The 14,783-nt window shown below is 63.1% G+C and carries 14 protein-coding genes and 1 tRNA gene; 6 read left to right on the forward strand and 9 right to left on the reverse strand.

Features of this window, described 5'->3' with window-relative positions; all coding sequences use genetic code 11:
- Window positions 1–35: 35 nt before the first annotated feature.
- Both WQQ_RS12510 and WQQ_RS12515 read left to right on the forward strand, forming a co-directional pair.
- Entirely contained in the window at window positions 36–1,850 is a 1,815-nt protein-coding gene (locus tag WQQ_RS12510; RefSeq protein ID WP_040454374.1) for a DUF1302 domain-containing protein, read from the forward strand.
- Between the two features lie 285 nt (window positions 1,851–2,135).
- The gene (locus WQQ_RS12515; protein WP_007185558.1) at window positions 2,136–2,915 is read left to right on the forward strand and encodes a hypothetical protein; all 780 of its coding nucleotides are present in this window, start codon (window positions 2,136–2,138) and stop codon (window positions 2,913–2,915) included.
- Window positions 2,916–3,033: 118 nt separating this feature from the next.
- Here the strand turns inward: WQQ_RS12515 and WQQ_RS12520 are convergent, their stop codons facing one another.
- Complete coding sequence (locus tag WQQ_RS12520) at window positions 3,034–4,071, reverse strand: fatty acid desaturase family protein (protein ID WP_007185559.1); 1,038 nt, start codon at window positions 4,069–4,071, stop codon at window positions 3,034–3,036.
- Between the two features lie 258 nt (window positions 4,072–4,329).
- Window positions 4,330–4,617, reverse strand: a complete 288-nt coding sequence (locus tag WQQ_RS24340) for a hypothetical protein (RefSeq protein WP_157534673.1) — start codon at window positions 4,615–4,617, stop codon at window positions 4,330–4,332.
- 155 nt (window positions 4,618–4,772) lie between these two features.
- Here WQQ_RS24340 and WQQ_RS12525 point away from each other — a divergent pair, with 155 nt between their 5' ends.
- From WQQ_RS12525 to galE, 3 genes are all read left to right on the forward strand, one after another.
- On the forward strand, window positions 4,773–5,075 hold the full coding sequence (locus tag WQQ_RS12525) for an H-NS histone family protein (protein WP_040454088.1): 303 nt from the start codon (window positions 4,773–4,775) through the stop codon (window positions 5,073–5,075).
- A 272-nt stretch (window positions 5,076–5,347) separates the two neighbouring features.
- The gene (kdsA, locus tag WQQ_RS12530) at window positions 5,348–6,202 is read left to right on the forward strand and encodes a 3-deoxy-8-phosphooctulonate synthase (RefSeq protein ID WP_040454090.1); all 855 of its coding nucleotides are present in this window, start codon (window positions 5,348–5,350) and stop codon (window positions 6,200–6,202) included.
- Window positions 6,203–6,366: 164 nt separating this feature from the next.
- Window positions 6,367–7,356, forward strand: a complete 990-nt coding sequence (galE, locus tag WQQ_RS12535) for a UDP-glucose 4-epimerase GalE (RefSeq protein ID WP_007185563.1) — start codon at window positions 6,367–6,369, stop codon at window positions 7,354–7,356.
- 150 nt (window positions 7,357–7,506) lie between these two features.
- Here the strand turns inward: galE and rfbD are convergent, their stop codons facing one another.
- The 4 genes from rfbD to rfbB form a co-directional block, all read right to left on the reverse strand.
- Complete coding sequence (rfbD, locus tag WQQ_RS12540; RefSeq protein WP_007185564.1) at window positions 7,507–8,376, reverse strand: dTDP-4-dehydrorhamnose reductase; 870 nt, start codon at window positions 8,374–8,376, stop codon at window positions 7,507–7,509.
- Window positions 8,376–8,927, reverse strand: a complete 552-nt coding sequence (gene rfbC, locus WQQ_RS12545) for a dTDP-4-dehydrorhamnose 3,5-epimerase (protein ID WP_007185565.1) — start codon at window positions 8,925–8,927, stop codon at window positions 8,376–8,378. The genes rfbD and rfbC overlap by 1 nt, the downstream gene beginning before the upstream one ends.
- Window positions 8,928–9,206: 279 nt before the next feature.
- Window positions 9,207–10,082 carry a glucose-1-phosphate thymidylyltransferase RfbA gene (rfbA, locus tag WQQ_RS12550; protein ID WP_007185566.1) on the reverse strand — a complete coding sequence of 292 codons (876 nt, stop codon included), beginning with the start codon at window positions 10,080–10,082 and terminating at the stop codon, window positions 9,207–9,209.
- A gap of 3 nt (window positions 10,083–10,085) precedes the next feature.
- Window positions 10,086–11,150, reverse strand: coding sequence for a dTDP-glucose 4,6-dehydratase (rfbB, locus tag WQQ_RS12555; RefSeq protein WP_007185567.1), 1,065 nt, complete (start codon window positions 11,148–11,150; stop codon window positions 10,086–10,088).
- Between the two features lie 233 nt (window positions 11,151–11,383).
- On the opposite strand from rfbB, the gene WQQ_RS12560 reads away from it, so the two are divergent.
- Window positions 11,384–11,459, forward strand: a tRNA-Phe gene (locus WQQ_RS12560).
- Between the two features lie 126 nt (window positions 11,460–11,585).
- Here WQQ_RS12560 and WQQ_RS12565 read toward each other — a convergent pair.
- From WQQ_RS12565 to WQQ_RS12575, 3 genes are read right to left on the reverse strand one after another with little or no spacing between them, the layout of a single operon-like run.
- Window positions 11,586–12,827: a hypothetical protein gene (locus WQQ_RS12565; RefSeq protein ID WP_007185568.1), complete on the reverse strand. Its 1,242-nt coding sequence runs from the start codon at window positions 12,825–12,827 to the stop codon at window positions 11,586–11,588.
- Window positions 12,828–12,829: 2 nt separating this feature from the next.
- A complete protein-coding gene (locus WQQ_RS12570; protein WP_157534674.1) occupies window positions 12,830–13,534 on the reverse strand; it encodes a hypothetical protein in 705 nt (234 codons plus the stop codon).
- On the reverse strand, window positions 13,531–14,781 hold the full coding sequence (locus tag WQQ_RS12575; RefSeq protein ID WP_157534675.1) for a hypothetical protein: 1,251 nt from the start codon (window positions 14,779–14,781) through the stop codon (window positions 13,531–13,533). The genes WQQ_RS12570 and WQQ_RS12575 overlap by 4 nt, the downstream gene beginning before the upstream one ends.
- Window positions 14,782–14,783: the final 2 nt, after the last annotated feature.

Genomic DNA, 14,783 nt, shown 5'->3' on the forward strand with positions numbered 1-14,783 from the left:
TCGCAGATCTCTCCAACCGTATTCAGGAGCTCTCCATGACTCGCACTCATCACTCACGCAAGAGCGCCATCGCGCTCGCTGCCGCCGCCTTCGGTTGCCTGCCTTTTTCCGCCAGCGCACTGAGCTGGGAAAACGACGATGTCTCGCTGCGCGTCGACAGCAAGCTCACCGTCGGCGGCGCCTGGCGCATGCAGAAACAGGACAAGGACAACATCGGCATCAGCAACGGCGGCAACGCGTATTCGACCAACAACGACGACGGCAACCTGGCCTTCGACAAGGGCGATGCGATCGCCTCCGCCATCAAGCTCACCAGCGATGCCACGCTGAGCTACGGCAACTACGGCGTGTTCGTGCGCGGCAGCTACCTGTACAACGACACGCTCAACAACAAGCGCTATTTCAACCAGGCCAACTACGGCCAGCCCGGCAAGGAAGCGCCGGCCTACGAGTACCAGCAGCGCACCGACGCCGTGCGCGATCGCCTCGGCAACGATGCCGATCTGCTCGATGCCTATGTCTACGGCAGCAACTCCATCGCGGGGCGCACGCTGACCTACAAGATCGGTCGCCAGGTGCTCAACTGGGGCGAATCCACGCTCGTGCAGAACGGCCTCAACAGCCTCGTCGCGGCCGACCAGAACCAGCTGCGCGTGCCGGGCTACGACATCGCCGAAGCGCTCAAGCCGGCCGGCATGGTGTTCGCGGGGCTCGACCTGATCGAGAACGTGAGCGTCGAAGCCTTCTACCAGTTCGAATGGCGCCGCACCGACCCGGATGCGTCCGGCAGCCCGTTCTCGATCAACGATTTCGTCGGCATCGGCGGCAACCGCGCGAACATCTCGTTCGGCATTCCAGGCGAGAACGACATCGGCAGCAGCATTCCGCGCATCGATGACCGCAAGCCCGAAAACGGCGGCCAGTACGGCGCCGCGCTGCGCTTCTTCATTCCGCAGTTCAACGGCATCGACTTCGCGCTGTACGCCGCCAACTATCACAGCCGACTGCCGCTCATCAGCGGCCACTCGGGCAGCGAGCCGCTGCGTCCGTTCGGCAGCGACTACTTCATCGAGTACCCCGAAGACATCCGCATGTACGGCATGTCGTTCAGCTCGACCTTGCCGTGGGGCCTCGCGCTGCAGGGCGAGTACAGCTACAAGGACGGCCAGCCGCTGCAGATCGACGACGTCGAGATCCTGCTGACGGGCCTCGGCGTGCCGAGCCAGATCGAGCCCACGCTCGGCGGCGCTTCGGGCCAGCAGTACATCAAGGGCTGGCGCCGTCACAACGTCTCGCAGTTCGACTTCTCGCTCTCGCGCGTCTTCGGCCCGGCCAAGTGGCTGCGCAACGACCAGACCATCGTCGTCGCCGAAGTGGCTTACGACTACATCCACGATCTGCCGTCGACCAGCGAGCTGCGCTACGACGCGCCGGGCACCTTCCTGCCGGGACTGGCGGCTTCCGATGGCCCGGCCCGCGCGGGCTTCCTCGTCGGCCGCGGCAAGTTCAGGACGGACGGCACGCGCGAAGACCTGCCATCCGAATCCAACAGCTACGCCACGACGATGTCCTGGGGTTACAAGCTGCTCGCCCGGCTCTCGTACAACAACGCGATCGGCGCGGTGGGTCTGGACCCGACCATCCGCTTCGATCACGACGTTTCGGGCTACACGCCGACGCCGATGGGCAACTTCGTCAAGGGCCGCAAGCAAGTGGCGCTGTCGATGGGCTGGACCTATCACCAGGCCTGGACCGGCGATGTCGGCTACGTGGTCTACATGGGCGGCGGCGACCAGAACCTGCTGTCCGACCGCGACTATCTCGAAGCGCACGTCGGCTATTCGTTCTGATCGGCTCTGATCGGAAGTTCGATCGCGGGTCCGATCAACTTTCCGGAGAAACCTCTCTTTCTTCGGGCTTTTGAGTTTTTAGCCGGGCTCGCCCGGCTTCTCTTTGAGCGGCCCGGCCTCGCAGGGGCGGGCGTGGCCCGCCGTTTCGCCGTTCTTCCCGGACGCGCGAACGGTGGCGTCACGCCCCGCCCCACGAGGCCGGTCGACGGCATGAGCCGATCGTCAGATCGCGGCATGCGACTTGCTCCGTGTACCGGGTTTTTCAGCCTACACAGGGACGTTCGCATGCACCGTTTCAGCCCCATTTTTGCCGCTATCCTCGGACTCGTCGGTCTCGACGCCCAGGCCGCTTCATACAGCGAGCTGCTCAAAAGCGTGCCGACGCCTCCGGCCGACCCGGCCACTGCACTGTCTTGGATCAAGGACGGGCAGATCGTCGCCCCCGAATACACCCGCATCAAGCAGGCGATCGAAGCCGAGCGCGCCGCCATCGCCACGCTGGCCGGCGGCAACGCGCCCACAGCGGGCACGCCGCCGCCGGCGGTCTCGGGCGATGCGCCGGAAGTGCAGGGCGCCGTCGTCGGCTACAGCGCCTACCTGGCCTCGAACTCGGACAAGAACGAGCCCGCAGCCGCCATGGCCAAGCGCACGCGCTGGATCCAGGCTGCCATGGGCCAGCAGCTCAAGACCATCCTCGACAACACCAAGCCCTGCCCGGACCCGTGCCAGGACCAGGCCATCGCCGCCGCCAACCTGCCGTGGCAGCAGAAGAAGCAGACCTTGTCCGAACAGGAGCTCAAGCTCTGGAACACGCTGTTCGCGGACTGGATCAAGACCCGAGCCCCGCTGGTCGACCGCGGGCAAAACCAGATCGCCGCGACGGGCGAGGGCGCCAAGGCGACGACGCCAGCGGGCAAGGCCGCGATCGCGGACTACCGGGCTTCGATGCTCAAGGAAGTGGAGGTGGCGCTGTCGCTGACCGAGCTCTCGGTCAAGCGCGCCGAAGCGATCGCCACCGGCAAGATCGACGCGACGAGTGGGGCGACGAAGAAGAAGGCTTCTTAGGGCTGAGGCCGCAGTAACGGCGTCTCTGTGGAGTCGTAGCCGGGAGAGGGTGGTCCGATAGGGCCGGGTGAGGGAGCGCCGTCGGAGCGGAGCGGGCCCATTCTCCAGTCAGTACTCCTTACCCCTCGCCACCCGCCGCCAACTGCCCCGGAATCGGGCTCAACACCGCCGGCGCCGCCGGGTAAACCGAAGCCGAAGCGGAAGCAGCCCCGCGCTTCTCGCTGCGTTCTTTCAAGAACTTCTCGCAGCGCGCCTCGCTCTCCGGCCCGCGAACCACCGCCTTGGCGAACACCGCCACGTAGCTCTTGTCGACCACGCCGCCGCAGGCTGCGATGTCGGGTTTCACCATCTCGTAGAGTTTCTGGAGATTGAAGTAGGGCACCTTCGGATACAGGTGATGCCCGGCGTGATAGTTGATGTTGTTCCAGAAGAAGCTGTGCACCGGGTTGGACGTCAGCGTGCGCGTGCCGGCGAGCTTGCCCTGGTCCCACGGGGTCTCGTAGTGCTCCACGATGAAGCGCATCGAGTTGAACAGCGAAAATGCCGCGATCGGCCAGAGCCAGACCTCGAGCACGTCCTCGATCAGGCCGGCGTGCCGGGCCCAGCTGATCAGCGCCCAGTAGCACAGCAGCTTGAGCGCGATCTCGCCGAGGTGGATCGCCCATAGCTTGGGCGTGAACGCCTTGATCGGATAAATGATCGTGAAGTGGATCATCGTCAGCACGATGCTGATCGCGATATAGGCGTAGTAGGTCAGAAAGTCCAGAAAGCCGCGCTTGCCCATCGTGAACGAGTCGGGGTCGCGGTAGGAGCGGTTGTACTTGTGATGCTCCATGTGGTCTTCCTTGAAGGCCACGAAGGTGATCATCACCGGCAGCATGCTGACCACGCCGTAGAGCCAGTTCTGCCACTTCTTGGGGAACAGGGTGTAGTGCGTGGCCTCGTGCATGAAGGTGACGAGGCTCATCCACATGTAGCCCAGGCCGAGGTAGCAGGCCCACTCGATCCACGGATTGCCTTCGGCGCGCCAGGAGAGCCAGCTCAGGGCCGCCATGATCGCCACGAACAGCGCAAGCTTGGCGAGCGTGTAGCCGTTGCGGTAATAGATCAGCGACTGCAGTTGATCACGCGAAAGACGCGCGGTGGTTTCGCTCATAAGCGCGATGCTCTCGGTGCGGGGGCGACAGGCGATCAGCGGGCTGCAACATGCAGGCCAACGCGTTGAACCCTATCGTATTTCGCAGCACCAGGGGAAGCCCGTAAGGGCGCCTGGCGACTGGACCGCCGATGGACGGCAGGCCCCGGGCGTCGAACCGACTGAACGGTGAGCCACCCATCAGTGCAATGTCACCGAAAACGTGCGGCCTCCGGAGACCGCCGGCGCGCTCTGTTGCAGAGCCGCGGAAAAATCAGATCAGAACAGCACCTCTACGGCCAGGATTCCAACGGCCATGCCTGCCACGAAACCCCAGAAAGCCCAGATGAAGCGGCGTTTGAAGCGGGGTTCGTTGGTGACAGGGTCCAGATACCGAAGATTCATTGCACTTGCGCCTTTCAATCGCGATCCGGAAATCATCTGCGTGCCGGGCCCGGTCACCCATGGAGCAGCAGCCACCGAAGTAACACGCATTATCGATGCCAGACATTGCATTTTATGCACCGGGATGTTTGCGACTGTTTGACAGTGCAGTGGCGCGGGCATGACGGCGGGTCGTGCCAACGCCGCTGCATTCGATCGGGGGTGAAATAATTTCCAACAGGGCCGTATTTACCTGGCGAAAAGATGTGAGGATTTATTTGATAAATATTATTCCGTGTTTATAATCACCGCGCTTTTATTTTTCATCGGAGTGAAACATGACGACTTATAACGATCTCCTCAAGCAGATCGAGTCCTTGACCAAGCAGGCCGAAGAGCTGCGCAAGACGGAAATCAGCACGGTAATCGCTGATATCAAAGATAAGATGGAAACCTTCGGCATTACGCTCGCCGACCTGGGTGCTGCGCGTGCGACCAAAAAGACCGGCGGTTCGGGTTCCAAGGTGGCGGTCAAATATCGCAATGGCAGCGATACCTGGTCCGGTCGCGGCCGCACCCCGAAATGGCTGGCCGATGCGGAAGCCTCAGGCGCCAATCGTGAAAGCTTTTTGGTGAAGTAGTCTTTGCTGAGGCAATAGCGGTGTCCCGGAATCGTGCAATGCGATTCCGGGCTTGAAAAGGTCCGCCGATTATGAAAGGCGGCCGGTATCCAAGCGGTTCCGTTTCTCCCCATTTAAAAAGGCAGCTTTTACTCGGCCGGCGTCCATGCGAACTGCGCGGCGCTCATCCGTGCTCGGGGCCGCTTGCAGATTAAAAGCAATAAGGCAGGCCACGCGCTCACTGCGTAAACTGCGCCCGATACGTGGCCGATCAGGCCCGCCGCATTTCAGGAGTGTGTCCAGTGAGCGTCGTCGTCAACGGAATCCAGGTCGCGAACGACCAGCCCTTCGTGCTGTTTGGCGGCATCAACGTGATCGAGAGCCGCGACCTCGCCATGCAGGCCTGCGAGCACTACGTGAAGGTCACGCAAAAGCTCGGCATTCCGTACATCTTCAAAGCCTCGTTCGACAAGGCGAATCGCTCGTCTATCCACTCGTTCCGCGGCCCGGGCCTGCAGGAAGGGCTCAAGGTCTTCGAAGAGATCAAGAAGACCTTCAATGTGCCCGTCATCACCGATGTGCACGAGATCGATCAGGTGGCTCCGGCCGCCGAAGTCATCGACGTGCTGCAGCTGCCTGCCTTTCTCGCGCGCCAGACCGATCTCGTGGTGGCGCTCGCAAAGACCGGCAAGCCGATCAACGTCAAGAAGCCGCAGTTCTTGAGCCCCTCGCAAACCGCGAACGTGGTCGCCAAGTTCAGGGAAGTGGGCAACGAGAACGTGATCCTGTGCGAGCGCGGCACGCTGCTCGGCTACGACAATCTGGTGGTCGACATGCTGGGCTTCGGTGTCATGAAGCAGGTCTCCGGCGGCAAGCCGGTGATCTTCGACGCCACGCACGCGCTGCAGACGCGCGATCCGCTCGGCGCTGCATCCGGCGGCCGCCGCTCGCAGGTCGCCGAGCTCGCCCGCGCCGGTTTGGCGGTCGGCATCGCCGGCCTGTTCATCGAAGCGCACCCGAACCCGGACCAGGCCAAATGCGACGGCCCGAGCGCGTTGCCGCTCTCAAAGCTCGAGCCGTTCCTCGCGCAGATGAAGGCGGTGGATGATCTGGTGAAGGGTTTCGCGGAGCTCGATACGGGGAACTAGCCGATGGGTCTTAGCCGTTCCTCTCTCCCGACTGCGGGAGAGAGTCCCTCGTGCGAGCGAGGGGAGAGAGGGGCTTTGCTTCGTGCGACGCCCTTCGGCATCCAATGGAAAACCTTCCGTAGACTGCCGCGCCGGTTCGCCGCGGTTCAAGAAAAGGGCGGCCCGTGAAAGCTCTGGTCGTAGGCGGTGCGGGATACATCGGCAGCCACATGGTGCGCATGCTGTCGCGAGCCGGCCATCAAGTGGCCGTGATGGACAACTTTTCCACCGGCCACGCCGAAGCCATCGAAGGCTACAGGCTTTATCGCGGTGATCTGCTCGCGCCCGCCGACATCGACCGCGCATTGGCCGATTACCGGCCCGACCTGGTCATGCACTTCGCGGCCCGCTCGATGGTGGCCGAGTCGATGGCCGAGCCGATGCTCTACCACCACAACAACGCGTTCGGCGTGTTGAACCTGCTCGACAGCATGCGCCGTCATGACGTGAGCCGGCTCATGTTCTCGTCGACAGCGGCGGTATACGGCGTGCCGATCAAGCGGCGCATCGAAGAAGATCATCCCACCGCGCCGATCAACCCCTACGGCTGGAGCAAGCTGTTCGCCGAGCACATGATCCACGATCATTGCCGGGCCTACGGATTGCGCGCGGTGGTGCTGCGCTACTTCAATGCCGCGGGCGCCGACGAATCCGGCGAGATCGGCGAATCGCACGTGCCCGAAACCCATTTGATCCCGAGCATCCTGCGGGCCGCGGCCGCGGCTGGAGCCGAGCAGCCGAGGGTGAAGCTGTTCGGCAACGACTACGACACGCGCGATGGCTACGCCGTGCGCGACTTCATCCACGTCACCGATCTATGCGAAGCGCATTTGCTCGCCGCGCAGGCGCTTTCGAGAACCGACCTGCCGGACTACCAGCTCTACAACCTCGGCAACGGGCAGGGCTTCTCGGTGCTCGAAGTGCTCAACGCGGCGCAGGAAATCATTGGCCGCAAGGTAGAAACCGAAATCTGCGCGCGCCGCCCTGGCGATCCGCCGGTCCTCGTCGCCGATGCGAGCCGTGCCCGCGCGGTGCTGGGCTGGGCACCGAAGACGCACAGCCTGCAAGAGATCGTCGAATCGGCGTGGCGCTGGCATCGGGCGCAACGGTATTGAGGCGGCGTGGCAGCACTCGGTAGCTGCGGCACGCCTTGGCAGGGGATGGCTGGAGAGTGCACGCCCCTTTAGGGCTACCCCTCTCTCCCCGCTACGCGGGACTCTCTCCCGCAAGCGGGAGAGAGGAACGGCTACGACGTCAGCAGCTGCCTAAACCTTCAAATCCCCCAGACAAAGTTCCAGCGCCGTCTTCCAGTCCGGCAGCGCAACTCCGAATGTCGAGCCGAGCTTTTCGTTCGACAGAACCGAATACGCCGGGCGATGCGCCGGCGTGGGGTAGTCGGCCGTGCCGATGGCGTCGACCGGAACGTTCGGGCACAGCCCGAGTTCTGCACCGCGCGCCACGATGACGGACGCAAAGCCATGCCAGGACGTCTGGCCCTGCGAGGTCAGGTTCAGCGTTTCGGCGACCGGGCTTTTGGCCGTCTTCTGCACCAGCGCGGCGCTGGCCTCGGCGATCAGCCGGCTCCAGGTGGGGCTGCCGACCTGGTCGCCCACTACGCGAAGGCGATCGCGCTCCCTGGCCAGGCGCAGCATGGTCAGCAGAAAGTTCTTGCCGCGCACGCCGTAAACCCAGGCCGTGCGCAGGATGAGATGGTGGGCTCCGCTTTCGCGAATCAGGCGCTCGCCTTCTTCCTTGGTGCGGCCATAAGCCGAAACGGGGGCAACGGCATCGCTCTCGCGATACGGCTGCGTGGCCTCGCCGTCGAATACGTAGTCGGTGGAGTAGTGCACGAACAAAGCGCCGAGTTTCGCTGCCTCTTGCGCCATCGCACCGGGCGTCAGTGCGTTGATGGTGCGGGCCAGCGGCTCTTCGGATTCGGCCTTGTCCACGGCGGTGTAGGCCGCGGCGTTGACGATCACCTGCGGCTTGAGCGCCCGCACTACGCCGGCGGCTTGCTCGGGGTTCGAAAGATCGAGCTGCGTGCGATCCACCGCGATCACATCGCCGAGCACCGCGAGCGTGCGGCGAAGCTCCCAGCCGACCTGGCCGTCCTTGCCGGTGACGAGGATGCGCATCAGGCGTAGAACTCCGCGTCCTTGAACAGCGGGGCGGCGGCATCCTTGGCCGACAGCGAGGGCGTGAGCCCTTCGGGCAGGCGCCAGTCGATCGCCAGCTCCGGATCGTTCCAGGCGATGGCGCGCTCGTGCTCCGGTGCGTAGAAATCGGTGGTCTTGTAGAGAAAATCCGCCGACTCGCTGAGCACCACGAACCCATGGCCGAAACCCGGCGGAACCCAGAACTGCCGCTTGTTCTCGGCAGAGAGAATCGCGCCGGCCCATTGGCCGAAGTGAGGGCTGCTCTTACGCAGGTCCACAGCCACGTCGAAGACTTCGCCGGCCGAAACGCGAACCAGCTTTCCCTGCGGCTGCACCATTTGGTAATGAATACCGCGCAACACGCCGCGCGATGAGCGCGAGTGATTGTCCTGCACGAAATCCATCGTCACGCCGGTGCCTTCGCGAAAAGCGTTCTGGTTGAAGCTTTCGAAAAAGAATCCACGCGCATCGCCGAAGACGCGCGGTTCGATGATGAAGACGTCCGGAAGGGCGGTGGGGATGAAGTTCATCGGCATATCTCATTGATCGTTTGTCCCCTCTCCCACTTGTGGGAGAGGGTGGTCCGAAGGACCGGGAGAGGGGAGGCCTGATAGAAGCGCTCATTTTCCAACCCGACCCTCTCTCCCCGCTACGCGGGACTCTCTCCCGCAAGCGGGAGAGAGGAACATCGACACAAGCCCGTCGCCTGCTTGTCCTCTCTCCCGCTTGCGGGAGAGAGTCCCTCGCGCTAGCGAGGGGAGAGAGGGGCTGCCCGGGAAGGGTGACTGCTATTCAACCCAATATCCCACTCAATACACCCGATCCTGCAACAAGCTCAGCAAATGCTTGCCGTAACCGCTCTTGGCCAGCGGCTTCGCCAGGGCTTCCAGCTTGGCATCGTCGATCCAGCCCTGGCGCCAGGCGATCTCCTCGGGGCAGCACATCTTCAAGCCCTGGCGCTTTTCGATCGTCTGCACGAACTGCCCTGCGTCCAGCAGCGAATCGTGCGTGCCGGTGTCGAGCCAGGCGTCGCCGCGGCCCAGCAGTTCCACTTCGAGCTCGCCCCGCTGGAGGTAAAGATTGTTCAGATCGGTGATCTCGTATTCGCCGCGCGCCGAAGGCTTGATGCTTTTGGCCAGCTCCACGACACGGTCGTCGTAGAAGTACAGCCCGGTGACGGCATAGCGGCTCTTGGGCTTGGCGGGCTTCTCGACGATGCTGAGCGCCTTTCCGGCCGCATCGAATTCCACCACGCCATAGCGCTCCGGATCGCTCACCGGATACGCGAACACCGTCGCGCCCGACTTCTTCTGCGCAGCGCGCTCCAGGCGATCGCCCAGGTCGTGGCCGAAAAAGAGGTTGTCACCGAGAACGAGCGCGCTCGGCGCGCCGTTCAAGAACGATTCGCCGATGACGAATGCCTGCGCCAGTCCCTCGGGCGAAGGCTGCACCGCATAGTCGAGCAAAATGCCCCAATGCTGACCATTGCCGAGCAATTGCTGGAAGCGCGGCGTGTCCTGCGGAGTGGAGATGATCAGAATTTCGCGTATGCCCGCCAGCAGCAAAGTGCTGAGCGGGTAATAGATCATCGGCTTGTCGTAGATCGGCAGCAGCTGCTTGCTCACTGCCATGGTCAGCGGATAAAGCCGGGTGCCGGATCCTCCGGCCAGAATGATTCCCTTCATGACTCAAGCATCCCGCTTTTCGTAGTTCTTTTCGAGCCAGTGGCGATAGTCGCCACTGCGAACCGACGCCACCCAATCCGGATTATCCAGGTACCACCGCACGGTCTTGCGCAGCCCGGTCTCGAAACTCTCCTGCGGGCGCCAGCCAAGCTCGCTTTCGAGCTTGGAGAAATTGATCGCATAGCGCCGGTCATGGCCAGGGCGATCCTTCACATACGTGATCAGCCGCTCGTGCGGAGCGCCCTGCGGATGCAGCTCATCGAGAATCGAGCAAAGCGTGTTCACCACCTCGATGTTCGCGCGCTCCGCAGCGCCGCCGACGTTGTAGGTTTCGCCCGGCGTGCCGCGCTCGAGTACCAGGCGCAGGGCGCGGGCGTGATCTTCGACATACAGCCAATCGCGCACGTTGAGCCCATCGCCGTAGACGGGCAGGGGCTTGCCATCGAGCGCGTTGAGGATCATCAGCGGGATCAGCTTCTCGGGGAAGTGATACGGCCCGTAGTTGTTCGAGCAGTTGGTCATCAGCGTCGGCAGGCCATAGGTATGGTGCCAGGCGCGAACCAGGTGATCGGAGCCGGCCTTGCTCGCCGAATACGGCGAGTTGGGCGCATACGCCGTGGTTTCTTCGAAAGCCGGATCGCTGGGCGATAGCGAGCCGAAGACCTCGTCCGTGGAAATATGCTGAAACCGGAACGCGCTCTTGCGGGGCTCCGGCAGCTTGCGCCAGTAATCGAGCGCAACCTGCAGCAGCGTCAGTGTGCCAATGACATTGGTGCTGACGAATTCCGCCGGGCCGTGAATGGAGCGGTCCACATGGCTTTCGGCCGCCAGATGCAGGATCGCGCGGGGCTGATAACGCTCGAAGATGGCCTGCATACGAGGCTCATCGCGAATATCCGCATGCTCGAAATGATGCCGGGGAGACTTGGCCGCATCGCCAAAGGAGAGTGGATTGCCCGCGTAGGTGAGCGCATCGATGCTGATGATGGTCTCCTGTGTTTCCGCGATCAGTTGGCGGAGTACGCAGGAGCCGATAAAACCGGCAGTGCCGGTTACGAGTAAGGTCATTTGGTCGAACAGTGAATATCCACTAACAAAGCGTAAGGCTAGCACTTCATGTGATCCGGCTTTCAGCCGAGCGGCGCTGCAGTGGGGACGGCGGCAATTTAAAAGGGCCTTTTTTCCTCCTTTTCTCGCGGGGTTTGTCCCCTCTCCCACTTGTGGGAGAGGGTGGTCCGAAGGACCGGGAGAGGGGCGGTTCGAGAGAAGCGCTCATTCTCCGGCCTAACCCTCTCTCCCCCGGCCCGGTAGCTCAGTCGGTAGAGCAGAGGATTGAAAATCCTTGTGTCGGCGGTTCGATTCCGTCCCAGGCCACCAGGGAGAGGGTGGTCCGAAGGACCGGGAGAGGGAGGCCTGAAAGAAGCGCTCATTCTCCAAGCCGAACCGACGCCATCATTCCCCTGACATTGCTACTCGCAAGAGCCGCTCCGAGCGATCCAGTCATCAGAACCCGAATACGCCAGAGTCCTGTGATAAGCCTCCCTCGCTATTGTGCCGGGCTTTCTGCTTTGCCCGTTTCACCGCGGTGAGGTCGCTTTTCACGTCGTCGATCACGTCGGTAAAGGCATGTTTGCGGCTCAGGGGGAAGGTGGCGTCGCCGATCGAAACCACGGCTTTTTTTGCCTTGGCCGGCCAATAGAAGTCCGAGGCGAAGCTGCCGGTCTGTTCGGTGATGGGGACCAGCACCAGGTCCAGTGATTCCCGGGAATCGAAAGCGATCGTGCCGCGCAGGTATCGAGGTGCGATGGTGTCGCCGTCGCGAAGCGTGACCAGCAGGCGATCGGCGAAGGGGCTGTCGCCGCAGGCAAGCCTGCCGCTGATGCCGGCTATGGGCCGCGACCAGAACAGATCTTCGTCCGCCAGCGTGCGGCTCAGCTCCTTTCGGAACGCACGTTCGGCGACGAACTGCTTGTCGACGGCAGACAGCTCCGAAACGTAGGAGTCCAGCAGCTGTTCGTACTGCCGCTGGCGCTTGGCGAGTTCGTTGGCCTGGCGGGCGAACAAACGCTCTTTTTCCGCAGTGGCCTCCGAACTGTTCGACGCCCGGTCGGAAAGCCATTGCGAGGTGTTCCGAATCTGGGCGTCCTCGACGAGTGCACGCCGCTTCTTCGCCAGTGCGTCACCCTCGGCGCGCAAGCGATCGTATTCGGACGCCGATCCGTCATGGTCCATGAGCTCGGCATACCGCATGTCGCCGACGTAACTCATCCTGGTGTCGAGCGAGTCGAGCTGGGCTCCGAGATCGGGGTCGGATTCGCGAAGCTGGTAAGCCTGCTTGGCGATCTCGTCCATGTCGCTGCGCGAGCTGTCGATAAGAACGGCGGCCTCGTCGACGGCGCTGGCAATCGCCTGGTTCGACTTTTTGTAGGGGCTGTAGATCTGCACGCGATCAGCCAGGGAAAGCGGTGCACAGCGGCTCTTTTGCGGGGCCTCCATGCCCAGTGCCGCAGGAATCACCCGCTTGATTCGCACCACGCCGCCGCCGATCGATCGGCTAGCCCCCGGTTTGAGCGTGATCGAGCTGCGCTCTCCCTTGCGCTCGAACATCACCACCTGCGGCAGCTCGGTGAGGTTCTGCAATTGTCCGCCCTTGATCGTGACCGGCTCGTACTCGCTCTGAGCCTGCGCCGACGGAGCGACCAACATCATCGTGACCAGTAGCGCAGCGAAGCGCGGATTCGGCATGGCTATTCCAGATAAGTCTTGCCCGCGGCATCGACGACGAAGCCCAGTTCGTCGAAGCGCTCGGGTTTGGCGCAGCGCCCGCCAGCCAGATCACAGCGTTGCAGCAGCCGGGCCTTGCGCTGCACGGCGACCAGCGAGCGCTTTTCGATGTCGGCGAAAATGCGCTCGGTGCCCGACGCGACGACGAAAGTCTTGAACGGCTTGGCGGTGCGAAGCTCGATCATTTCCACCAGGCCATCGTTCGATAGAACCGCAACCGTGGTCTCGCCGGTTCTCGCCGCGTCGAGCAGCGTGCGAGGGCTTTTCCAGAGTTCGGCTGCGTTGCTGGCGCTCTTGAGGTACAGCAGCTTGGATCCGCCCGGCTGCGCAATCAGTGCAACGACGCTCCGATCGGCCAATGGCAGCAGCTGGCGCAGGCCGCTCATGGTGGACAGCGGGACGATATCCTGGCCTCGCAGCAGGCTCAGCTGTTCCCCCCGGCGGATTCCGAACCCGAGATGCTCCGGCAACAGGAACACCTGATCGACGCCCGCCGCGAACTTGAGCGAGCGCTGGCTCTTTCCATTGCGCAGGCGCACTTCGGCTCCGCACACGGTCACCTCGTCCGAGGCGTTCAGGCGCAGCACCTGCCGCAGCTCGCAGCGCGGTGCGGCTTGGGCGCAGAGCGTGAACAGCCAGGCGGCGGTTGCGAGCAGTAGTGCTCTCATCGCGGCCACAACCAGGTTTCGGCCAGCTTGTCGTAGAGGTCCGACGCCGGAGGCTGCACCATCTCGACGATGTCGTCCTGCCCGACGCTTTCGATCGCCACGGTCCAGGTGCTGGGCAAGAACTCCAGGGTGTCGTTGGCCTGCAGCGTGTTGCTGACGACGTTGTCGGCAACGGTGCGCCGAAGCAGGTTCTCAACACTGAAGACTTCGCCGTAAGCGCCCAGCGCACGGTCGAGAGGCTCGGCCGAGGCGCTGCCGGTGCGGTTGAAATCATCGATAACGTGTTCGATGGCCATCACGTTCTGAAAAGTGACGCGCGTGATGTCCTTGACCAGCGCCATGGGAATGCTCGCGAAATTGGCCTGGCCCCTGGCCGAGTAATAGCGGTCACCGATGACGCCGATCGTGTCGAGCTGAGACTCCAGCTCAGCGGCCGACCTCGGCCCGCCGGAACGCGATGGAGCCGGCGCGGGCACCCCGAAGCGGCTTTCCACCAAGCGGCGCGCATCGGCGATCAGCCCGCTCTTGCGCTCTTCGGAGGCGGCCTTGTTCTGCTCCAGCTGCTCGGTCTTGCGGTCGAAATCCTTGTAGCGGGCCTCGCTCACCTGGGCGTCTTCCTGCACCTGCTTCCAGTAGTCGTCGAGAGCCTTGTCGCGACGGTCCGCGGATTTTTGCTGGTTCTCCATGTAGCGCTTCTTTTCTTCGCGTGCGCGCCGCTCGTCATCGATTCGCTTCTGTTCGGCTACGCGATCGCGTTGCTCTTGGTCGGCGTCCCTCTTTTTCTGCCGCTGCTCCTCGTCAAGCGCCGCTTGCTCGATGCGGCGTGCGTTTTCTTCGGCCTGCTTTTTCAGCAGACGCTCGTTTTCGGCATCCTGGGCTACGGCGTCCCGTTCGGCTCGCTCCTTCTCGTCCGCCGCCGTATAGCAGGCCCTGATCGCGGTGCGCGCCTCCACATCCTTGCTGCCCACGTCGTGATAGGGCTCGCAGGCCGCGTACGAACAGCTGCCTCCGCCTTCCTGCCGGCTGGAGCCCCCTTCGGAATGGGCATCCAGGCAGGGCTGATGCCGCGCACGCAGCTCGTCCCAATAAGCGTCCCACTCCTGCTTGAGGCTGTCGCACTCCGACTTGTCCGGGGAAGACGAAAAGTAGGTTCGGAAAGGCTTGGAAGGTTCGAGGTACGGCGGCGTTGCCGCCGCTGCCAGCGGTTGCGCGAGCAGCAGCAACGCAGAGGCAAGCAGGGCCGGCAAGC

This window comes from Hydrocarboniphaga effusa AP103 (assembly GCF_000271305.1).
GTDB lineage: Bacteria > Pseudomonadota > Gammaproteobacteria > Nevskiales > Nevskiaceae > Hydrocarboniphaga > Hydrocarboniphaga effusa.

Bases quoted from the DNA above. Each gene is read 5' to 3' on its own strand.
- WQQ_RS12510 (WP_040454374.1), top strand. From the start codon at position 36: ATGACTCGCACTCATCACTCACGCAAGAGCGCCATCGCGCTCGCTGCC.
- WQQ_RS12515 (WP_007185558.1), top strand. From the start codon at position 2,136: ATGCACCGTTTCAGCCCCATTTTTGCCGCTATCCTCGGACTCGTCGGT.
- WQQ_RS12520 (WP_007185559.1), bottom strand. From the start codon at position 4,071: ATGAGCGAAACCACCGCGCGTCTTTCGCGTGATCAACTGCAGTCGCTG.
- WQQ_RS24340 (WP_157534673.1), bottom strand. From the start codon at position 4,617: ATGCCCGCGCCACTGCACTGTCAAACAGTCGCAAACATCCCGGTGCAT.
- WQQ_RS12525 (WP_040454088.1), top strand. From the start codon at position 4,773: ATGACGACTTATAACGATCTCCTCAAGCAGATCGAGTCCTTGACCAAG.
- rfbD (WP_007185564.1), bottom strand. From the start codon at position 8,376: ATGCGCATCCTCGTCACCGGCAAGGACGGCCAGGTCGGCTGGGAGCTT.
- rfbC (WP_007185565.1), bottom strand. From the start codon at position 8,927: ATGAACTTCATCCCCACCGCCCTTCCGGACGTCTTCATCATCGAACCG.
- rfbA (WP_007185566.1), bottom strand. From the start codon at position 10,082: ATGAAGGGAATCATTCTGGCCGGAGGATCCGGCACCCGGCTTTATCCG.
- rfbB (WP_007185567.1), bottom strand. From the start codon at position 11,150: ATGACCTTACTCGTAACCGGCACTGCCGGTTTTATCGGCTCCTGCGTA.
- WQQ_RS12565 (WP_007185568.1), bottom strand. From the start codon at position 12,827: ATGCCGAATCCGCGCTTCGCTGCGCTACTGGTCACGATGATGTTGGTC.
- WQQ_RS12570 (WP_157534674.1), bottom strand. From the start codon at position 13,534: ATGAGAGCACTACTGCTCGCAACCGCCGCCTGGCTGTTCACGCTCTGC.